Below are 16,599 nucleotides of genomic sequence, written 5' to 3' on the forward strand. Positions count from 1 at the left end.
CGTAGGGTGGGTCGATGACGACCCCAGCCGACACCGGCACCGACGCTGCCCACTCCCCAGCCCCCGCCCCTGCTCTTGCCGCCCGTACCGCCAAGGTGGGCGGGTCACCGGTCCGGGAGATCCTGGCGCTGACCGCCCGCCCCGAGGTGATCTCGTTCGCGGGCGGCCTGCCCGCTCCCGAGCTGTTCGACGCGGAGGGCATCCGCGCGGCCTACGACGCGGTGCTGCGCGAGTCGCCCCAGCGAGTGCTGCAGTACTCGACCACCGAGGGCGACCCGTCGCTGCGCGCTGCCGTCGCATCTCGGCTCACCACGCGCGGCCTGCCCACCGACCCGGAGGAGCTGCTGATCACCGGCGGCTCCCAGCAGGGCCTGTCGCTGCTGACCGCGGCCCTGCTGGAGCCCGGCGACACCGTCCTGGTGGAGGACCCGACCTACCTCGCCGCGCTGCAGTGCTTCGCGCTCGCCAGCGCACGCGTCGTCCCGGTCCCCACCGACGCCGAGGGGATCATCCCGGACGAGCTGGACGCCCTGGTCGCGGCGGAACGTCCGAAGCTGCTGTACCTGGTGCCCAACTTCCAGAACCCGACCGGCCGGACGCTGCCGCTCGCACGCCGCCAGGCAGTCGCGGAGATCGCGGCACGGCGCGGACTCTGGATCGCCGAGGACGACCCGTACGGCGAGCTGCGCTTCAGCGGCGAACCGGTGCAGTGGATCGCGGGCTGCGCCGGCGCCGAGGACCGCACGGTGCTGCTGAGCAGCTTCTCCAAGGTGATGGCCCCCGGGCTGCGCCTCGGCTGGCTGCGCGGCCCGGCCGCGCTCCGGCGCGCCTGCGTGATCGCCAAGCAGGCCGCCGACCTGCACACCTCCACGGTCGACCAGGCCGCGGCGGCCCGCTACCTCGCCGACCGCGACCTGGACGCCCACCTCGCCACCGTCCGCGCCGCCTACCGCGAGCGCCGCGATGCCCTGCTGGCCGGGCTCGCGGACGCACTGCCGACCGGCAGCAGCTGGAACCGCCCCGACGGCGGCATGTTCCTCTGGGCCCGCCTCCCCACCGGCCACGACGCGACCGCCCTGCTCCAACGCGCGATCGCCCACAACGTGGCCTACGTCCCCGGCACCCCCTTCTTCGCCCGCCACCCCGACCCGGCCACGCTGCGCCTGTCGTTCACCACGCACACGCCCGACGAGATCGCGGACGGGTTGACGCGGTTGGGGAAGGCGCTGGGGTGAGGGGGAGACAACAAACCCCCGTCCCGCGTCGACCCCGCGCCCGGAGGGCTACTTCGCCGTCCGCGTCAGGACCACGCGGTCGATCTCGGCGCCGAAGCCGTCGATCGCGCGGACCGTCAGCTTGGAGGTGCCGCCGTGTCGGGCCGGGGCGCTGTCGATGGCCAGGAGGCAGTAGCCGGTGTAGCGGACCCGGGACCAGGCCACGGTCTCGGGGGTCTTGGTCCTGCCCGGCTCGTTCACGAAGGACGCGATGGGGGAGACGTCGTCCACCGCGCCGTCGTAGCTGTCCTTGGCCGGGAAGGAGTACAGGCTGTTGCCCGCTCCGCCGGCGACCACGTAGGTCGTGCCCTGGGTCGCCGGGGTGACCGTGGAGCCGCTGGGGGCCGCCGTGGTCACGCTGCCGCCCTTGAGCGGGTCGGTGCGCTCGTAGACGTGGTTGTGGCCGTTGATCACCAGGTCGACACCGTAGCTGTCGAACAGCGGGACCCAGTACTGGCGCACACCGCCCTCGGAGGCGTGCGAGGAGCAGGTGCTGTAGGCGCAGTGGTGGAACTGGACGACGATGAAGTCGATGTCGGCGCGCTTGCGCAGGGCGGCCAGCTCCTGCTCCAGCCAGGCGGTCTGCTTGCCGCCGCTGTAGCCGTTGTTCGCCGGGATCTCGTAGGAGACGTCGTTGGCGTCCAGGGTGATCACACCCACGTTGCCGTAGGTGAAGGAGTAGTAGGTGTTCTGCTGTCCGGCGAAGTCGAACCGAGCGGCCAGGCCGCCGTTGCCGTCGGGCGAGTACCAGGGCTCCATCTCGTGGTTGCCCGAGGCGACCTGCCATGGCACTGTCGCGGCCACCGCCTCGACCTGCTGGAAGAAGGAGTCCCAGACCTTGGGGTCGTAGGAGTCGGTGATCAGGCCGTGCCCGGTGCCCTCGGCGTAGGAGACGTCACCCGCGTGCAGGTGGAAGGCCGGGTGCTGACCGGCGATCAGATGGGTGGTGGCCACGGCGTCGTAGCTGATGCCCTGGTCGCCGAAGGCGGTGAAGGTGAACGGCCCGCGCTTGCTCGGCGCGGTGGTGAAGGACTTCACCACCGCCAGGTTGGAGCCCGGGTCCCAGCCGTCGTGGCCGACCGCGTAGTAGTAGGTCTCGCCCGGACGCAGTCCGTCCAGCGCCGCGTGCAGGTAGTACTGCTCGATCGTGCTCGGCGAGACCAGGGCCACCGAGTCGATCGGGCTGGTGTCGCTCGCCAGGGTGGACAGCGCCCGCACCTCGGCGTGGTGCTTCTCGCCGAGGTCCTGAGGGGAGCGCCCGATCCGGACGAAGGGGTTGCGGACCGCCGCCGTCGCCTGCCAGGCGACCGACATCTGCCGGGTCGGGTCGGCGCCGTAGGAGATGTGCCGTCCGAACGGGACCACCGTGGACCCGTTCGGACGGTCGGCGGTGGGCAGCAGGGACGCTGCGGACCGCACGGGTGCGGCCGAGGCCGTGCCGGTCAGCCCGGCCGCGCTCGCGATCGCGGTGCCGGCGATCGCGGTCCCCGCGCCCACCAGGCCGCCGCGCAGCATCGCCCGTCGCGACGTCGCCCGACGGAACCACTCGTGCTGCTCGGCCAGGCTCAGCTGTGCGGCCTGCTCGGGGGTCATGCCCTGTTTCGTCATGCTGCGGACGCTAGGAGGGCCCGATGGCCCCGGGGGAAACACCATCTGAATCCGCGGCCACTCGGTGCGGTGAGTTTCCCGGCAGGTCGCCACGGTCGCCGCCGCTCCGGGGCCCGGTCACCGGCCCGGGCAAGGGGGTCGGTGACCGGGGGACGCTGTGAAGTCCGGGCGCTACTCCTCGGTGGGGCCGAGGTCGGAGTCCTCGCGCAGGTCGACGGTCTGGCTGGTGGAGCCGTGGAGTTCGAGCAGCACGACCTCGTTGGCCCCGGCTCGCAGTACGGGTGCGGGAACGTAGAGGGAGAGTTGGGGGCCGCGGGACCAGTAGCGGCCCAGGTTGAAGCCGTTGATCCAGGCGTTGCCCTTGGTCCAGCCGTCCAGGTGCAGATGGCTGTCGGCGGCCAGGTCGGCGTGGAAGGTGCCGCGGTGCAGGACTGGTCCGGGGGTGGGTACGTCGGTGTGGGCGAAGTTGAAGGGGGTGAGGTCCAACAGCGGCAGCGGCAGGCTTGACCAGGTGTCAGCTGCCGCGCCGTTGAGGGTGACCGGGCCGATCAGGCCCTTGCGGTCGTGCAGCGCGACCCCGTAGTTGACCCGTCCCTGGTTCTCCACCAGCACCCGCAGCTCGGCCCCGCCGGGCGGCACCGTGAAGGTGAGGGTGTGCTCGTGGTTCTCCCGCTCCAGGACGCCGACCGGCTGGCCGTCCAGGAAGACCTGGGCGCGGTCGCGTACGGCGCCGACGGCGAGCCGGGTCGGCCCGGGGGTCTGCAGCCGGGTGGTGTAGAGGACGAAGCCGAAGTCCTGCCCGAGCTCCTCCATGGTCAGCGGGCGGTCGCCGACAACCGGGGTGCCCAGCGCGTCGAAATCGGCGAACAGCGGTGCCTGCTCGGTCAGTTCGATGCCGGACAGGGCGAACTTGGGGGAGCGGACCGGGACCGGCTCGGCGGGCTCGGCGGAGTGCCGGGCGATGACCGTGCGGAAGGCCTCGTACTTGGGGGTGGGGTCCCCGGCCTCGTCCAGCGGGGCATCGTAGTCGTAGGAGGTGATGGTGGCGCGGTAGTTGCCCTTGTCGTTGGCGCCGTTGGTGAAGCCGAAGTTGGTGCCGCCGTGGAACATGTAGAAGTTCACCGAGGCGCCGGCCGACAGCAGTTCGTCCAGGGTCCGGGCGGCGTCGGCCGGGGGGCGGACGGTGTGCTTGCCGCCCCAGCGGTCGAACCAGCCGTTCCAGAACTCGGTGCACATCAGCGGTCCGGCCGGCTGCTGGGCGCGCAGGGCCGCCAGCCCGCGGGCCACCCCGGAACCGAAGTTGACGGTGCGCAGCACCCCGTCCAGGCCGCCCCTGGCCAGGTCCCCGGGCTGGTCGGAGGTGAACAGCGGGACGTCGACGCCCCGCTTGACCAGGGCCTGGGCGAGTCGGGTCAGATAGCCGGCGTCCTCGCCGAAGGCCCCGTACTCGTTCTCCAGCTGAACGGCGAGGACCGGCCCGCCGCGGGTGGCCAGATACGGCAGCACGGCGGGCAGCAGCCGGTCCAGGTACTCGTCGACCGCGGCCAGGAAGCCGGGGTGGGTGGTGCGCAGCTCCATGGTGGGGTCGGCCAGCAGCCAGGACGGCAGCCCGCCGCCCTCCCATTCGGCGCAGATGTAGGGCCCGGGACGCAGCAGGACGTGCAGGCCCTCGGCGGCGGCCAGTTCCAGGAAGCGGGGCAGGTCGAGGATGCCGTCCAGGCCGAAGACGTCCCGGCGCGGGGCGTGCAGGTTCCACGGGACATAGGTGTCGACGGTGTTGAGGCCCATCAGCCGGGCCTTGTGCAGCCGGTCGGCCCACTGCTCGGGGTGGACCCGGAAGTAGTGCAGACCGCCGGAGAGGATCCGGAACGGCTCGCCGTCCAGCTGGAATCCGTCGTCGGTGATGTCGAGTATGGCCACGGTTGTCTGGCTCCGCTGTCGGTACGGGGTCCGGCCGCCCGGGGTCGGGCGGCCGGAGCGATGGGCGGTGGTGCGGCGCTCAGCCGTTGGCGACGGTGAAGCCCTGCTGGGTGCCGTACTGCGAGATGGCGGACTGCCAGGTGCCCAGTGCGCTGGTCAGGTCGCTGCCGTTGGCGATGGCCTGGCCGACGCTGTCCTTGAAGATCGAGTTGGCGTAGACCTGGTACGGCAGGTACTGCCAGCCCGCGGTGACGGCCTTCGAGGAGGCGGCGAAGACCTGGTTGGCCTTCTGCCCGTTGAAGAACGGGAAGGTCTGGTCCAGGAAGGTGGGGCTGTCGAGCAGGGCCGTGGTGGCCGGGAACAGCCCGATGCTGTTGAGCGAGGCCGCGCCCTCGGTGCTGGAGTTGAGCCAGGCGGCGAAGGCCGCGGCGGCGGCCTTGTGGGTGCTGGTGGAGACCACCGCGTCGGAGGAGCCCCCGTTCTCGGCGGAGGCGCCGGCGCCCGCGGTCCACTGCGGCACCGGTGCGGCGGCCCACTCGCCCTTGGTGGCGGCGATGGTGGTCTCCAGCGATCCCGGGGCCCAGGCGCCGGCGATCCACATCGCGTACTTGCCGCTGCCCATGCTCTTCCACCAGTCGGTGGTCCAGCCGGGGGTCGGGTCGACCAGCTTCTTGGACAGCAGCGAGGTCCACAGCGTCGCGAACTTGGCGGAGCCGGTGTCCTTGAGGTTGACCGTGACCGAGGTGGATCCGGTGGTCTGGTAGGGCTTGCCGCCGGCCTGCCAGATCAGGCTGTCGACACCCCCCGCGTCACCGGGGTCGATCGAGGTGATGTAGTGGGTCGGGTCGGCGGCGTGGATCTTCGCGGCGTCCGTCGCGAACTCGTCCCAGGTGGTGGGGGGTGTCAGGCCCAGCTTCTTGAAGATGTCGGTGCGGTAGAACATCGTCAGCGGGCCGGTGTCCTGCGGGTAGCCGTAGATGCCGCCCTGCAGCGCGACCTGGTTCCAGGCCGAGGGGGTGTAGCCGGACTTCAGGGAGGCCGCGCCGTACGCGGTCAGGTCGACGACCTGCTTGGACAGCGCGAACTGCGGCAGCGCGAAGTACTCGATCTGGGCGACGTCCGGGCCGCCGCTGCCGGCCTTGATCGCGGTCTGCAGCTTGGTGTACTCAGCCGCGGACTGGCCCGCGTTCACCACGTTGACCTTGATGTTCGGGTACTTCTTCTCGAACGCGTCCACGGTCGTCTGGATGCTCGGCACCCAGGTCCAGAAGGTCAGCGTGGTCGGCGTGCTCAGCGCGTCGGCGGCAGAGGTCTGCCCCCCGGCCGGGTTCGCGGCCTTGCTGCCGGAGCTGCTGCAGGCGGCGGTGAGCGAGAGGGCCAGCGCGGCGGACAGCGCCAGTGCGGTGCGGGTCGCCGTACGGGCGGTGGGGCGGAGGGATCTGCGCGAGGTTTCCATCGGGGGAGTTGTCTCCTGTCAATGCGGGTGAGGGTTGTTGATGGTGCGTCAGGGCGTGCTTGACCACACCGGCGACCGCCCGTGCCGGTGCGAACCGGATGGGGCGAGGGCCGGGTGGGGGACTGGGGGCTACTGCTTGACGCTGCCGGCGGCGAGCCCCGACTGCCAGTAGCGCTGCAGCAGCAGGAAGGCGACCACCAGCGGGATGATCGCCAGCAGGCTGCCGGTGATCACCATCGGGTAGAGGTCCAGCGTGGCGCCGGTCTGCGGACCCATGGTCTGGGTGTTCCACTGGCTCAGGCCGACGGTCAGCGGGAACCACTGGGGGTTGTTGAGCACGATCAGCGGGAGGAAGTAGTTGTTCCAGGTCGCCACGAGAGTGAACAGCAGCACCGTCACGAAGCCGGGGGCCAGCAGCCGCAGCGAGATGGTGAAGAAGGTGCGCAGTTCGCTCGCGCCGTCGATCCGGGCGGCCTCCAGCAGCGAGTCGGGGACCGCCTCCATTGCGTAGACGCGCATCAGGTAGAGCCCGAACGGGCTGGCCAGCGCCGGGATGATGACGGCCCAGGGGGTGTTGACGATGCCGATCTTGCTGTACAGCAGATAGGTCGGCACCGCGAGTGCCGTGGTGGGGACGGTGATGGCGCCGATGACCGCGCCGAACACCGCCCGCTTGCCGCGGAACTCGTACTTGGCCAGCCCGTATCCGCCGAGCGCGGCCAGCGCTGCCGCGCCCCCGGCGCCCAGCACGGCGTACAGGACGGTGTTGCCGAGCCAGCGCACATAGATGCCGTTGTCGTAGGTCAGCACCTCGTGGACGTTGTGGAAGAAGGAGAAGCCGTGCCCGAACCACAGGCCGAAGCTGGAGAACAGCGAGTCGCTGTTCTTGGTGCTGCTCATCACCAGCCACAGCAGCGGCAGCAGGGTGTAGGCCAGCATCAGCGCCATGGCGACCGTCAGCGCGGTGCTGGCCCTGTTGCGGGGCCGGTGCGGACGCTGACGGGGGCGCCGGGAGGGGGTCGCGCGGGGGCGGTGGTCCGGGTCCGGGGAGCGGTCGGGGGCAGTCGTCGCGGTGCTCACAACGCGCGCTCCTGTCGGTTGGTCCAGAGCTGGACGGCGTAGGCGACCACGGCGGTGATGCCGCCCAGGACCACGGCGATGGCGGCGGAGTAGTTGAACTCCTGGCCGTTGAAGGCGAGGTTGAAGGCGTACATGTTGGGCGTGTAGTTGGTGGTGATCACGCCGGGGGCCAGCGCCTGGAGCACGTTGGGCTCGTTGAACAGCTGGAAGCTGCCGATGATCGAGAAGATCGTGCACAGCAGCAGCGCCTGCCGCAGTGCGGGGATCTTGATGCTGACCGCCTTGCGGATCTCGCCGGCCCCGTCCACCTCCGCGGCCTCGTAGAGCTCGTAGGGGACCGAGCGCAGCGCCGCGTACAGGATCAGCATGTTGTAGCCGGTGTACTCCCAGGTGGTGACGTTGCCGATGGAGGCGAGCATCCAGGAGTGCGAGAGCAGGTCCGGCAGCCCGAGGCCGAGATCGGTGCTGACCTGGTGGAACAGGCCGAAGCGCGGACCGTAGAGGTAGCCCCACATCAGCGCGGCCACCACGCCGGGCACGGCGTAGGGGATGAAGATCCCGATCCGGAACAGCGCGGACCAGCGCAGCCGGCCGCTGTCCAGCGCCAGCGCGGCGACCAGGGCCAGGCCCAGCATGATCGGGACCTGGACCGCCAGGAACAGCGCCACCCGGATCAGCCCGGTGTGCAGCAGCGCGTCCGAGAGGGCGCGGCGGTAGTTGTCCAGCCCCACGAACACATTGCCGCCGACCAGCCCCTGCCGGAACAGGCTGAGGTAGGCCGCGTACAGCAGTGGCGCGGCGATCGCGAAGGCGAAGGCCAGCAGGAACGGGCTCACAAAGAGGATTCCGTACCTGCCCGGGCGTGGTGCCCTTCGGCGGCTGAGCCGGGGCTGGAGGGTTTGGCTGGTCACAGCTCGGTCCATTTCGCAGTCATGTTTACGCAAACACGGTCCGTGTGTCGATGAGTGTGTGTCAGTTGCATCGAAGGCGTCAAGGCTCGTTGCCGAAAAATTTCCGGCAGGAGTCAGTCCAGGAAAACTCCAGGAAGAACCGGCCGATTACGGACCAATCGCCGACGGTGATCTCGCGCTCAAGGTCCAGTAGGGGTCGCGCACCAGCATTGCTTGCGGCTGGCCGCCCTGGTTACGATGTTGGCGCAAACATCACGAGAGGTGGGACGTGTGACCGAGACCTACAAGCCGCCCTCCCAGGCGGACGTCGCGGCGCTGGCCGGGGTTTCGAGTCAGACCGTGTCCCGGGTCGCCAACGACCGCAGCAATGTGGACGAGGAGACCCGCCAGCGGGTCCTGTCCGCGATGCAGGTGCTGGGCTACCGGCCCAACAGCGCCGCGCGGGCCCTGGTCACCGGCCAGTTCCACATGATCGGCGTGATCAGCTTCAGCCTCAGCGCCCATGGCAACAGCCGTACCCTGCAAGCGATTTCGGAGGCGGCGCAGACCGCGGGCTACTCGGTGAACCTGGTCGGGCCCGAGTCCCAGACCGGGGGAGCGATGCGCAAGGCGTTCTCCAAACTGACCGGCCAGGGCGTGGACGGCATCATCATGATCGAGGCGCAGATCCTGGACCACCCCGACCTGCGCCTGCCCACCGGGGTCCCGGTGGTGGTCGCCGACGGCGACCCGGACCAGCGCCACCCCTCGGTGGACAACAACCAGGCCGCGGGCGCGGAGGAGGCCACCGCGCATCTGCTCGGCCTGGGCCACCGCACCGTGTGGCACCTGGCCGGACCGCAGGACTCCTACTCGGCGCGCCGCCGCGCGGCCGCCTGGTTCAGCACCCTCAAGCGCGCCGGGGCGCCGGTCCCGGCCGTGCTCTACGGCGACTGGTCGGCGGACTCCGGCTATCTGGTCGGCCGCAGGCTGGCCGAGGACAAGGACGTCACCGCGGTCTTCGTCGCCAACGACAACATGGCACTGGGCCTGATCAAGGCGCTGCGCGAGGCCGGCCGGGAGGTCCCCCGCGACGTGAGCGTGATCGGCTACGACGACACCCCGGAGTCGGGCTTCTTCCACCCGCCGCTGACCACCGTGCACCAGGACTTCGAGCAGGTCGGACGACTGTGCGTGTCGCTGCTGCTGGACCAGCTCGCCCAGGGCCACCGGCCCGGCGGCGAGGTGCACAGCATGGTCACGCCGCAGCTGGTGGTGCGCGAGAGCACCGCGCCGCCGCCGGCCCGGTGAGCGGGCGCGAAGGGGTGTGTTTTGGGCCGATTGATGGGAACTTGACATATAAGGTTGATCAAATAGGGTGATCGGAATCGTGCCCTCCGGTCGGTGAGGGCGGCCGACCCAGGGGATCGCCATGCCTGTTCAGGTTCTGACCGTGCATCACAGACCCGCGTCCTTCGGATGCCCGCTGTTCCCGAGCGGGCACATCCGTCACCGGGAGATCCGTTGAGGCTCTCCGGTTTGCGCCCCACCCCGCTGAACCGAAGGGCCCCGGCCCCGAACCCGGCGCCGCCTCCCGTCCGTGCGACCCCACCCCCGGAGCCCGGCCCGCTGACGCCGGATCAGATCGCCTTGCTGCGTGCCAGTGTGGCGGCGGTGAGCCCGCTGGCCGGTGAGCTGACGGTCTACTTCTACGCCATCCTCTTCGCCCGCTACCCGGCGGTGCGCGAGCTCTTCCCGGTGGACCTCGATGTGCAGCGCGATCGCCTGCTGCGGGGACTGCTGCGGATCGTGGACCTGGTGGACGACCCCGAGAACCTGGTCCGCTTCTGCACCCATCTGGGCCGGGACCACCGCAAGTTCGGAGCTCTGACCGGGCACTACCCCGCTGTCGGGGAATGTCTGCTCGCCTCCCTGGAGCGCTACGCCGGCCCGGCGTGGACCCCGGAGCTCGCCGAGATCTGGACCCGGGCCTACGGGCTGGTCGCCCAGGTGATGTCCCAGGCGGCCGAGGACGACGCGCTGTTGGGCCCGGCGGTGTGGTACGCGGAGATCACCCGCCATGTGCACCGAGGCCACGGCATCGCCGAGATCACCGTACGTCCGGAGACCCCCTATCCCTATCTGGCCGGCCAGTACGCCAGCATGGAGACGCCCTGGGCTCCCCGGGCCTGGCGCTACTACTCGCCCGCCCACGCCCCGCGCCCGGACGGGACCCTGACCTTCCATGTACGGGCCGTCCCAGGCGGCCAGGTGAGCCCGGCCCTGGTGGAACGGGCCACGGCAGGCGAGATGGTCCGGCTCGGCCCGGCCCAGGGGCAGATGACCCTGGACCCCGACAGCAGCCGCCCGTTGGTCTGCGTGGCGGGCGGGACCGGGCTGGCGCCCATCCGGGCCCTGGTGGAACACATGGTGCGCACCGGTTCGGAACGCGACACCAATGTCTTCGTCGGCGCCAGGACCGCGACGCAGCTCTACGGCCTGGACGACATGCTGCGGATGTCGCAGCGCCACCACTGGCTCTCGGTGCGGGCCGCCGTCTCCGACGAGCGCATCGCGGGCCTGGAGGGCAACCTGCCCCATGTCCTGGGTCAGTTCGGCCCGTGGTACCGGCATGAGGCGTATCTCTCCGGCCCGGTCGACATGGTCACCCAGGCTGCCGACACCCTGCTGCGCCAGGGCGTCCCGCAGCAGCGCATCCACCACGACCCCTTCGACGTCCCCGCGCTGGAAGCCGCCCTGCTGCCCAAGCTCACGGCAGCGAACCTCGTCGCCCACTGACCCGACCTCACGCCGCCCGGACGCCCCCTCCCCGCAGCCGTCCGCGGCAGGGCCCCACCCGCCCCCGAGCAGGAGAAACACCCTTGCCGTTCCCCCGCCCCCGAACTGCCCTCGCCCGCGCGGCCTCCGTCGGTGCGGCCTCCGTCCGTGCGGCGCACACGCGCACCGCCGAGAGCGGCACCCTGCTGCGGGAGGCCGCGGCCTTCGTCCGCCAGTTCGCCGAGGAGAACCCGGACGGCGCCCGACCCGAGCGCCGTATCGAGGAGATCGCGGCGGCCGTCGAGGCGTTCGGCACCTACGAGCACACGCCCGAGGAACTGGCCTTCGGCGCGCGGCTCGCCTGGCGCAACGCGGACCGCTGCATCGGCCGGCTGTACTGGAACAACCTGACCGTGCGGGACCTGCGCCATCTGGAGCACCCCGACGACATCGCCCGGCACTGCTTCGAGCATCTGCGCACCGCCACCAACGACGGCCGGATACGCCCGGTCATCACCGTCTTCGCCCCGGACCGGCCCGGCCGCCCGGCGCCCAGGCTGCTCGGCGAGCAGCTGGTGCGCTACGCGGACGACCCGCGCAGCGCCTCGCGCGCCCAACTCGCCGCCGACCTGGGCTGGAAGGGCGGCCGGGAGCCGTTCGAGGTGCTGCCGCTGCTGGTGCAGGCCGCCCCGGACCAGGACCCGCAGTTCTACGAGGTGCCCGAGGACGCCGTGCTGGAGGTGCCGCTGACGCATCCTCAGCAACCGGGCTTCGCGAGGCTGGGCCTGCGCTGGTACGCGGTGCCGGCGGTGTGCGACATGAACCTGGAGATCGGCGGGATCACCTACCCCGCGGCGCCGTTCAACGGCTGGTACATGGGGACCGAGATCGGGTCCCGCAACCTCGGTGACACCGACCGCTACGACCTGCTCCCGGCGGTGGCGGACCTCTTCGGCCTCGACAGCGGCAACGAGCGCACCCTGTGGCGGGACCGGGCCCTGGTGGAACTCAACCTGGCCGTCCTGCACTCCTTCCAGCAGGCCGGGGTGACCATCGCCGACCACCACACCGAGTCGGCGCGTTTCCTCACCCATGTCGAACGCGAACATGCCCGCGGTCGCGGCTGCCCGGTCGACTGGAGCTGGATCGTGCCGCCGCTGTCGGGATCCGCGACGGCGGTCTTCCACCGCTACTACGACGCCCCGGACCCGGACCTGCGCCCGGCCTTCGTCCACCGGAGCACGGTCTGGCCCGCGTCCCTCGCTTGAGCGGCGGCCCGGGTCAGCCGACCGGGGCGTCCCAGTCGATCCGGTGGTCGAACACCCAGGCCATCTTCTCGGGCTTCGCCAGCTTGTCGAAGATCCGCATCAGCAGGGCGAAGACCACGCGTCCCGGTCAGCGAGACCGGCCGGGACCAGCAGTACCCTGAGCGGACCGTCTACGAGATCACCGACCAGGGCCGAGCGGCGGCCCGGGCCTGGCTGATCGAGATGCTGCGCACCCCCAAGCAGGAGTTCCCGGAGTCCCCCGCCGCGCTGTCGCAGCTGCTGCTGGAACCGGCGGAGATGCTGGCGGCCCTGGACGATCGCCGCGACCAGCTCGCGGCCTCGCTCCGGGCACTGGACACCACGGCGGCGACCGAGGGCGCGCGCCGTCTGCCCCGGATCACCATGCTGGAGAGTGAGTACCTGCAGGCCGTCACCGCGGCCGAGCCGGCCTGGCTGGACGGCGTGGTCGACGACCTCCGCGCGGGCCGGCCGGTCTGGTCGGTCGAGCAGCTGACGGCCTTCGCCGGCGAGGCGGAGTAGCGGAGAATCGGAGACGGAGTAGGAGCGACATCGATGCGAAACGAGGAGCGGGCGCACTACTGGACCCACCCGGCGCTGCCCGAGGTCGACCTGCTCGACGCCCGGTACGTCCGGCACACCTTCGGCAAGCACACCCATGACACCTATGTGATCGCCGCGATCACCTCCGGGGTGGAGCTGTTCCACTGCCGGGGGAGCCTGGAGCGCGCCGTGGCGGGCAGCCTCGCCCTGGTCGACCCGGACACCTTGCACACCGGGCACGCGGCCGATCCCGGCGGCTGGAGTTACCAGGTGCTCTACCCGAGCGTGGCCTCGATGGCCGCGGTCGCCGCCGACCTGGGCGCCACCGGCGGGACCCTGGGCTTCGACAGCGCCGTCGCGGTGGACCCGGAGCTGACCCGGCTGGTCCAGCAGGTGCACCTGGCCGCCGACCAGAACCAGGTCCTCGCCGCTAGCACGCTGCTGCGACTCGCCCTCGCCCGGGTGGTCCGCACGCATGTCCGGGGCCGCAGCCCGGACCGACAGCCCGCCGCCGACGGGCTGCGGGCCGCCCGCAGCGCCCGCGACCTGCTGGTAGTCCAGCTCGCAGACCCGCCCACCCTGGACGAACTCGCCGCCGCGGTCGGCGCCCGCCCTTTCCCGCTGCTGCGCGCCTTCCGCAGCGTGTACGGGCTGCCGCCGCACGCCTGGCTGACCCAGCACCGGGTCAGCACCGCCCGCCGACTGCTGGACGCCGGGACCGCGCCCGCCGACGCCGCCGTCACCGTCGGCTTCGTCGACCAGGCGCACCTCACCCGCCACTTCCGGCGGATCGTCGGCGTGCCGCCCGGGGCCTACCAGCGGGCGCGCAGGAACGTACAAGCCCTGACGCCCTGACCGGGGCCAGCATGTCCACATGATCGCCCCTCAACGCAACGGACCGGCCGCAGCGGCGGCCCCCCTGCCACCACCCGCAACGGACCGTTACACCGCGGTGCCGGACCGCGCGGTCGTGCGCGATGCCCTGGGCGTCGGCCTGGCCGTCGGAGCGTCCGGGCTGGCCTTCGGCGTCGCCGGTGCCGCAGCGCATCTGACGGTCTGGCAGACCTGCGTGCTGAGCCTGCTGGTGTTCACCGGAGCCTCGCAGTTCGCGCTGACCGCGGCGCTGGCGGCCGGAGCCGCCCCGCTCGCCGCGATCGCCGGGGCACTGTTCCTCGGCGTCCGCAACTCCCTCTACGGGCTGCGCCTCGGCCCCCGGCTGGAGCTGCCGCGGCTGCTGCGCCCGCTCGCCGCCCACGCGGTGATCGACGAGACCACCGCGGTCGCCATGGTCCAGCCGGACCGGCGCTCCACCCGGATCGGCTTCGCCGTCACCGCCGTCAGCCTCTATCTGACCTGGAACCTCACCACTCTCGCCGGGGCCCTCGGCGCGGGCGCCCTAGGCGACCCGACCCGCCTCGGCCTGGACGCCGCCGGCCCGGCCGTCTTCCTGGCCCTGCTCGGCCCCCGGCTGCGGGAGGCGGGGGAGCCGCGCTCGGTGGCACTGCTGGGCGCGGTGCTGGCACTCGCCGCCACCCTCGTCCTTCCGGCGGGGATACCCGTGCTGCTTGCGGTCGCCGCGGTGCCGATCGTGGGGCTGTGGCGCAGGGCTCGTGCGAAGGAGGAGTCGTGAGCGTCTGGACCGCCGTGCTGGTCACGGCCGCGGGTTGCTACCTGCTCAAGCTCATCGGCCTCTCCGTCCCCGCCGGCCTGCTCGACCGCCCTGCGGTCCGCCGCTTCGCGGCCCTGGCCCCGGTCGCCCTGCTGGCCGCGCTCACCGCGCTGCAGACCTTCGGCCACGGCGCCCACGGCCTGGCCCTGGACGCGCGCGCCCTCGGCCTGGCCGCCGCCGGGATCGCCCTGTGGCGGCGGGCGCCGTTCCTGGTGGTGGTGCTGGTGGCCGTGGTCGCCACCGCACTGATGCGGTTCGTGCTGGGCTGAGACCGGAGTCCGTCTCAGTTCGCCGGCGGCTTGAACTCCGGCTGGTCCAGCACCCGCAGCCAACTGCCGTCGGCCTGACGGCGATCCACCTGCGCCCGGGTGCTCCAGCGCCCGGGATCATAAGTCCAAGAGCAGGATTGCCTGGAAACCAGAAGTCCTGGTTATGGCTCGGTGCGCAGCTGGATCCCGGCCTGCTCCTCCAGCAGCGCCACCGCCAGCAGCTCGCCGTCGGCCGGGCCGTAGCGCTCCAGCGCGTCCTGGTGCAGGCTGAGGACGGACTCGGAGATGGTGTGCGGGGTGCCGAGTTCGCGGGCCAGCGCGGTGACGATGGCGAGTTGCTCGTGGATGTGGTCCAGGCCGAACGAGGCCAGATAGTCGCCGGCGAAGAGCGAGGGCAGGTCACGGCGGATGAACTCGCTGCTCGCGGCGGACTCCGCGAGGGTGTCGTGCAGCGCGGCCAGGTCGACCCCGGCGCTGCGGCCGAGCAGCAGGGCCTCCGCAGTGGCGGCGGCCTGACCGAACCACAACAGGTTGACCAGCAGCTTGACGGTGTATCCGGTGCCGGGGCCGCCGAGGTGGGTGATCCGGTGCGGGTCGGCGACCACCTCCAGCAGCGGGCGGTGCCGGGCGAGCAGGTCGGCGTCCCCGCCGACGAACAGCCGCAGCATGCCGGCCCGGGCGTCCTCGGGGCCGCCGCCGATCGGGGCTTCGAGCACGCCGACGCCCCGGGCCGACGCGCGCTCGCGGACCGGGGCGGCTGCGGCGGGGGAGTTGCTGCTCATGTCGATCCAGCTGGCACCGGGTGTGGACGCGAGGGCGTCCAGAACGGCGTCGTCCAGCGCGGCGGCGACCTGGGCGGGACCGGGGAGAACGGTGATCAGCACATCCGAGCCGTCCGCCGACTCGCGACCGGAGCGGCACCAGACGGCGCCGCAGTCTCGCGCGGCTGCTGCGAGGTCGGGCCGGGCGTCGTGGACGGCCACCCGGTACCCGGCGTCGACGAGATTGGCGCAGATGGGGGTCCCCATCCGGCCCATACCGATGAGACCGATCTTCAGCACGGTCGGATCGTAGCGGTCCGGGCCCGAGCCCCCCGGGTCCTCGGCCCTCAGTCAGCCAGCCCGACCCTGGCCGCCAGCAGTGCCGCCTGGACCCGGCTCTCCGTACCGGTCTTCGCCAGTACCTCGCTGACCAGGGTCTTCACCGCGTCAGGGCCGAGGCCCAGGCGCAGGCTGAGCTCCAGATTGGGCATGCCCTGGCCCAGCATGGACAGCACCTGGCGCTCCTGCTCGGAGAGCGCGGCCACCAGCTGCTCCGGCGTCGCGTCGGCCTCCTGCTCTGCCCCGCCCCGGGGTGCGTGGAGGCTGCCGTCCAGCATGCGGCGCACCACCATGCCGGTCACCCCCGGGGACAGCACCGCGTCGCCCTCCGCGGCCGCCCGTACGGCGCTGATCAGCTCCTGCGGGCCGTCGTCCTTGAGCAGGAAGCCACCGGCCCCGGCCTGCAGGGCCCGGATGACGTTGGCCTCGTCGCCGAAGGTGGTCAGCATGACCACCGCCGGGTGGGGGTCCAGCGCGAGCAACTTCTCGATGGCGGCCAGACCGTCGAGCACCGGCATCCGGATGTCCACCAGGGCCACGTCCACCGGTGCGCGCGCCGCCAGCTCCACCGCCTCGGCCCCGTTGGACGCCTCGGCGACGACCTCGATGCCCTCGGCATGCCGCAGGATCAGCCGCACCCCGGCGCGGACGGTCGCCTCGTCGTCGGCCAGCAGGACGCGGATCGGGGCGGTGGCGCTGCTCTCGGTCATTCGGGCTCCCGGGCGG

General features: G+C 71.8%; 15 protein-coding genes. 8 read left to right on the forward strand and 7 right to left on the reverse strand.

The window, feature by feature from the left end:
- The first annotated feature begins 14 nt into the window (after positions 1-14).
- Positions 15-1,235: a PLP-dependent aminotransferase family protein gene (locus ABH941_RS01110; protein WP_370126595.1), complete on the forward strand. Its 1,221-nt coding sequence runs from the start codon at positions 15-17 to the stop codon at positions 1,233-1,235.
- A gap of 48 nt (positions 1,236-1,283) precedes the next feature.
- On the opposite strand, the gene ABH941_RS01115 is transcribed toward ABH941_RS01110, so the two are convergent.
- From ABH941_RS01115 to ABH941_RS01135, 5 genes are all read right to left on the reverse strand, one after another.
- On the reverse strand, positions 1,284-2,882 hold the full coding sequence (locus ABH941_RS01115) for a purple acid phosphatase family protein (protein ID WP_370126596.1): 1,599 nt from the start codon (positions 2,880-2,882) through the stop codon (positions 1,284-1,286).
- A 171-nt stretch (positions 2,883-3,053) separates the two neighbouring features.
- On the reverse strand, positions 3,054-4,802 hold the full coding sequence (locus ABH941_RS01120; RefSeq protein ID WP_370126597.1) for a beta-galactosidase family protein: 1,749 nt from the start codon (positions 4,800-4,802) through the stop codon (positions 3,054-3,056).
- 79 nt (positions 4,803-4,881) lie between these two features.
- On the reverse strand, positions 4,882-6,258 hold the full coding sequence (locus ABH941_RS01125) for an ABC transporter substrate-binding protein (RefSeq protein WP_370126598.1): 1,377 nt from the start codon (positions 6,256-6,258) through the stop codon (positions 4,882-4,884).
- A 129-nt stretch (positions 6,259-6,387) separates the two neighbouring features.
- Complete coding sequence (locus tag ABH941_RS01130) at positions 6,388-7,338, reverse strand: carbohydrate ABC transporter permease (RefSeq protein ID WP_370126599.1); 951 nt, start codon at positions 7,336-7,338, stop codon at positions 6,388-6,390.
- A complete protein-coding gene (locus ABH941_RS01135) occupies positions 7,335-8,261 on the reverse strand; it encodes a carbohydrate ABC transporter permease (protein WP_133998612.1) in 927 nt (308 codons plus the stop codon). The genes ABH941_RS01130 and ABH941_RS01135 overlap by 4 nt, the downstream gene beginning before the upstream one ends.
- 258 nt (positions 8,262-8,519) lie before the next feature.
- Between ABH941_RS01135 and ABH941_RS01140 the strand changes: the two genes are divergently transcribed.
- From ABH941_RS01140 to ABH941_RS01170, 7 genes are all read left to right on the forward strand, one after another.
- Positions 8,520-9,539 (forward strand): LacI family DNA-binding transcriptional regulator, encoded by a 1,020-nt coding sequence (locus ABH941_RS01140; RefSeq protein ID WP_243876042.1) that lies wholly within the window; start codon positions 8,520-8,522, stop codon positions 9,537-9,539.
- A gap of 339 nt (positions 9,540-9,878) precedes the next feature.
- Positions 9,879-11,027, forward strand: coding sequence for a globin domain-containing protein (locus ABH941_RS01145; protein WP_370126600.1), 1,149 nt, complete (start codon positions 9,879-9,881; stop codon positions 11,025-11,027).
- Between the two features lie 83 nt (positions 11,028-11,110).
- Positions 11,111-12,274: a nitric oxide synthase oxygenase gene (locus ABH941_RS01150; protein ID WP_370126601.1), complete on the forward strand. Its 1,164-nt coding sequence runs from the start codon at positions 11,111-11,113 to the stop codon at positions 12,272-12,274.
- A 222-nt stretch (positions 12,275-12,496) separates the two neighbouring features.
- Complete coding sequence (locus ABH941_RS01155; protein ID WP_370126602.1) at positions 12,497-12,814, forward strand: hypothetical protein; 318 nt, start codon at positions 12,497-12,499, stop codon at positions 12,812-12,814.
- 33 nt (positions 12,815-12,847) lie between these two features.
- Positions 12,848-13,690, forward strand: a complete 843-nt coding sequence (locus ABH941_RS01160; RefSeq protein ID WP_370126603.1) for an AraC family transcriptional regulator — start codon at positions 12,848-12,850, stop codon at positions 13,688-13,690.
- A gap of 19 nt (positions 13,691-13,709) precedes the next feature.
- On the forward strand, positions 13,710-14,465 hold the full coding sequence (locus ABH941_RS01165) for an AzlC family ABC transporter permease (protein WP_370126604.1): 756 nt from the start codon (positions 13,710-13,712) through the stop codon (positions 14,463-14,465).
- Entirely contained in the window at positions 14,462-14,773 is a 312-nt protein-coding gene (locus tag ABH941_RS01170; protein ID WP_370126605.1) for an AzlD domain-containing protein, read from the forward strand. Before ABH941_RS01165 ends, ABH941_RS01170 begins: the two co-directional genes overlap by 4 nt.
- Before the next feature lie 161 nt (positions 14,774-14,934).
- Here the strand turns inward: ABH941_RS01170 and ABH941_RS01175 are convergent, their stop codons facing one another.
- Together ABH941_RS01175 and ABH941_RS01180 are read right to left on the reverse strand one after the other, a co-directional pair.
- The gene (locus tag ABH941_RS01175) at positions 14,935-15,834 is read right to left on the reverse strand and encodes an NAD(P)-dependent oxidoreductase (protein WP_370126606.1); all 900 of its coding nucleotides are present in this window, start codon (positions 15,832-15,834) and stop codon (positions 14,935-14,937) included.
- Positions 15,835-15,881: 47 nt separating this feature from the next.
- Positions 15,882-16,583 carry a response regulator gene (locus ABH941_RS01180; RefSeq protein ID WP_370126607.1) on the reverse strand — a complete coding sequence of 234 codons (702 nt, stop codon included), beginning with the start codon at positions 16,581-16,583 and terminating at the stop codon, positions 15,882-15,884.
- Between the last annotated feature and the right edge of the window lie 16 nt (positions 16,584-16,599).

It is taken from the genome of Streptacidiphilus sp. EB103A (assembly GCF_041261405.1).
In the GTDB taxonomy this organism is placed as follows: domain Bacteria; phylum Actinomycetota; class Actinomycetes; order Streptomycetales; family Streptomycetaceae; genus Streptacidiphilus.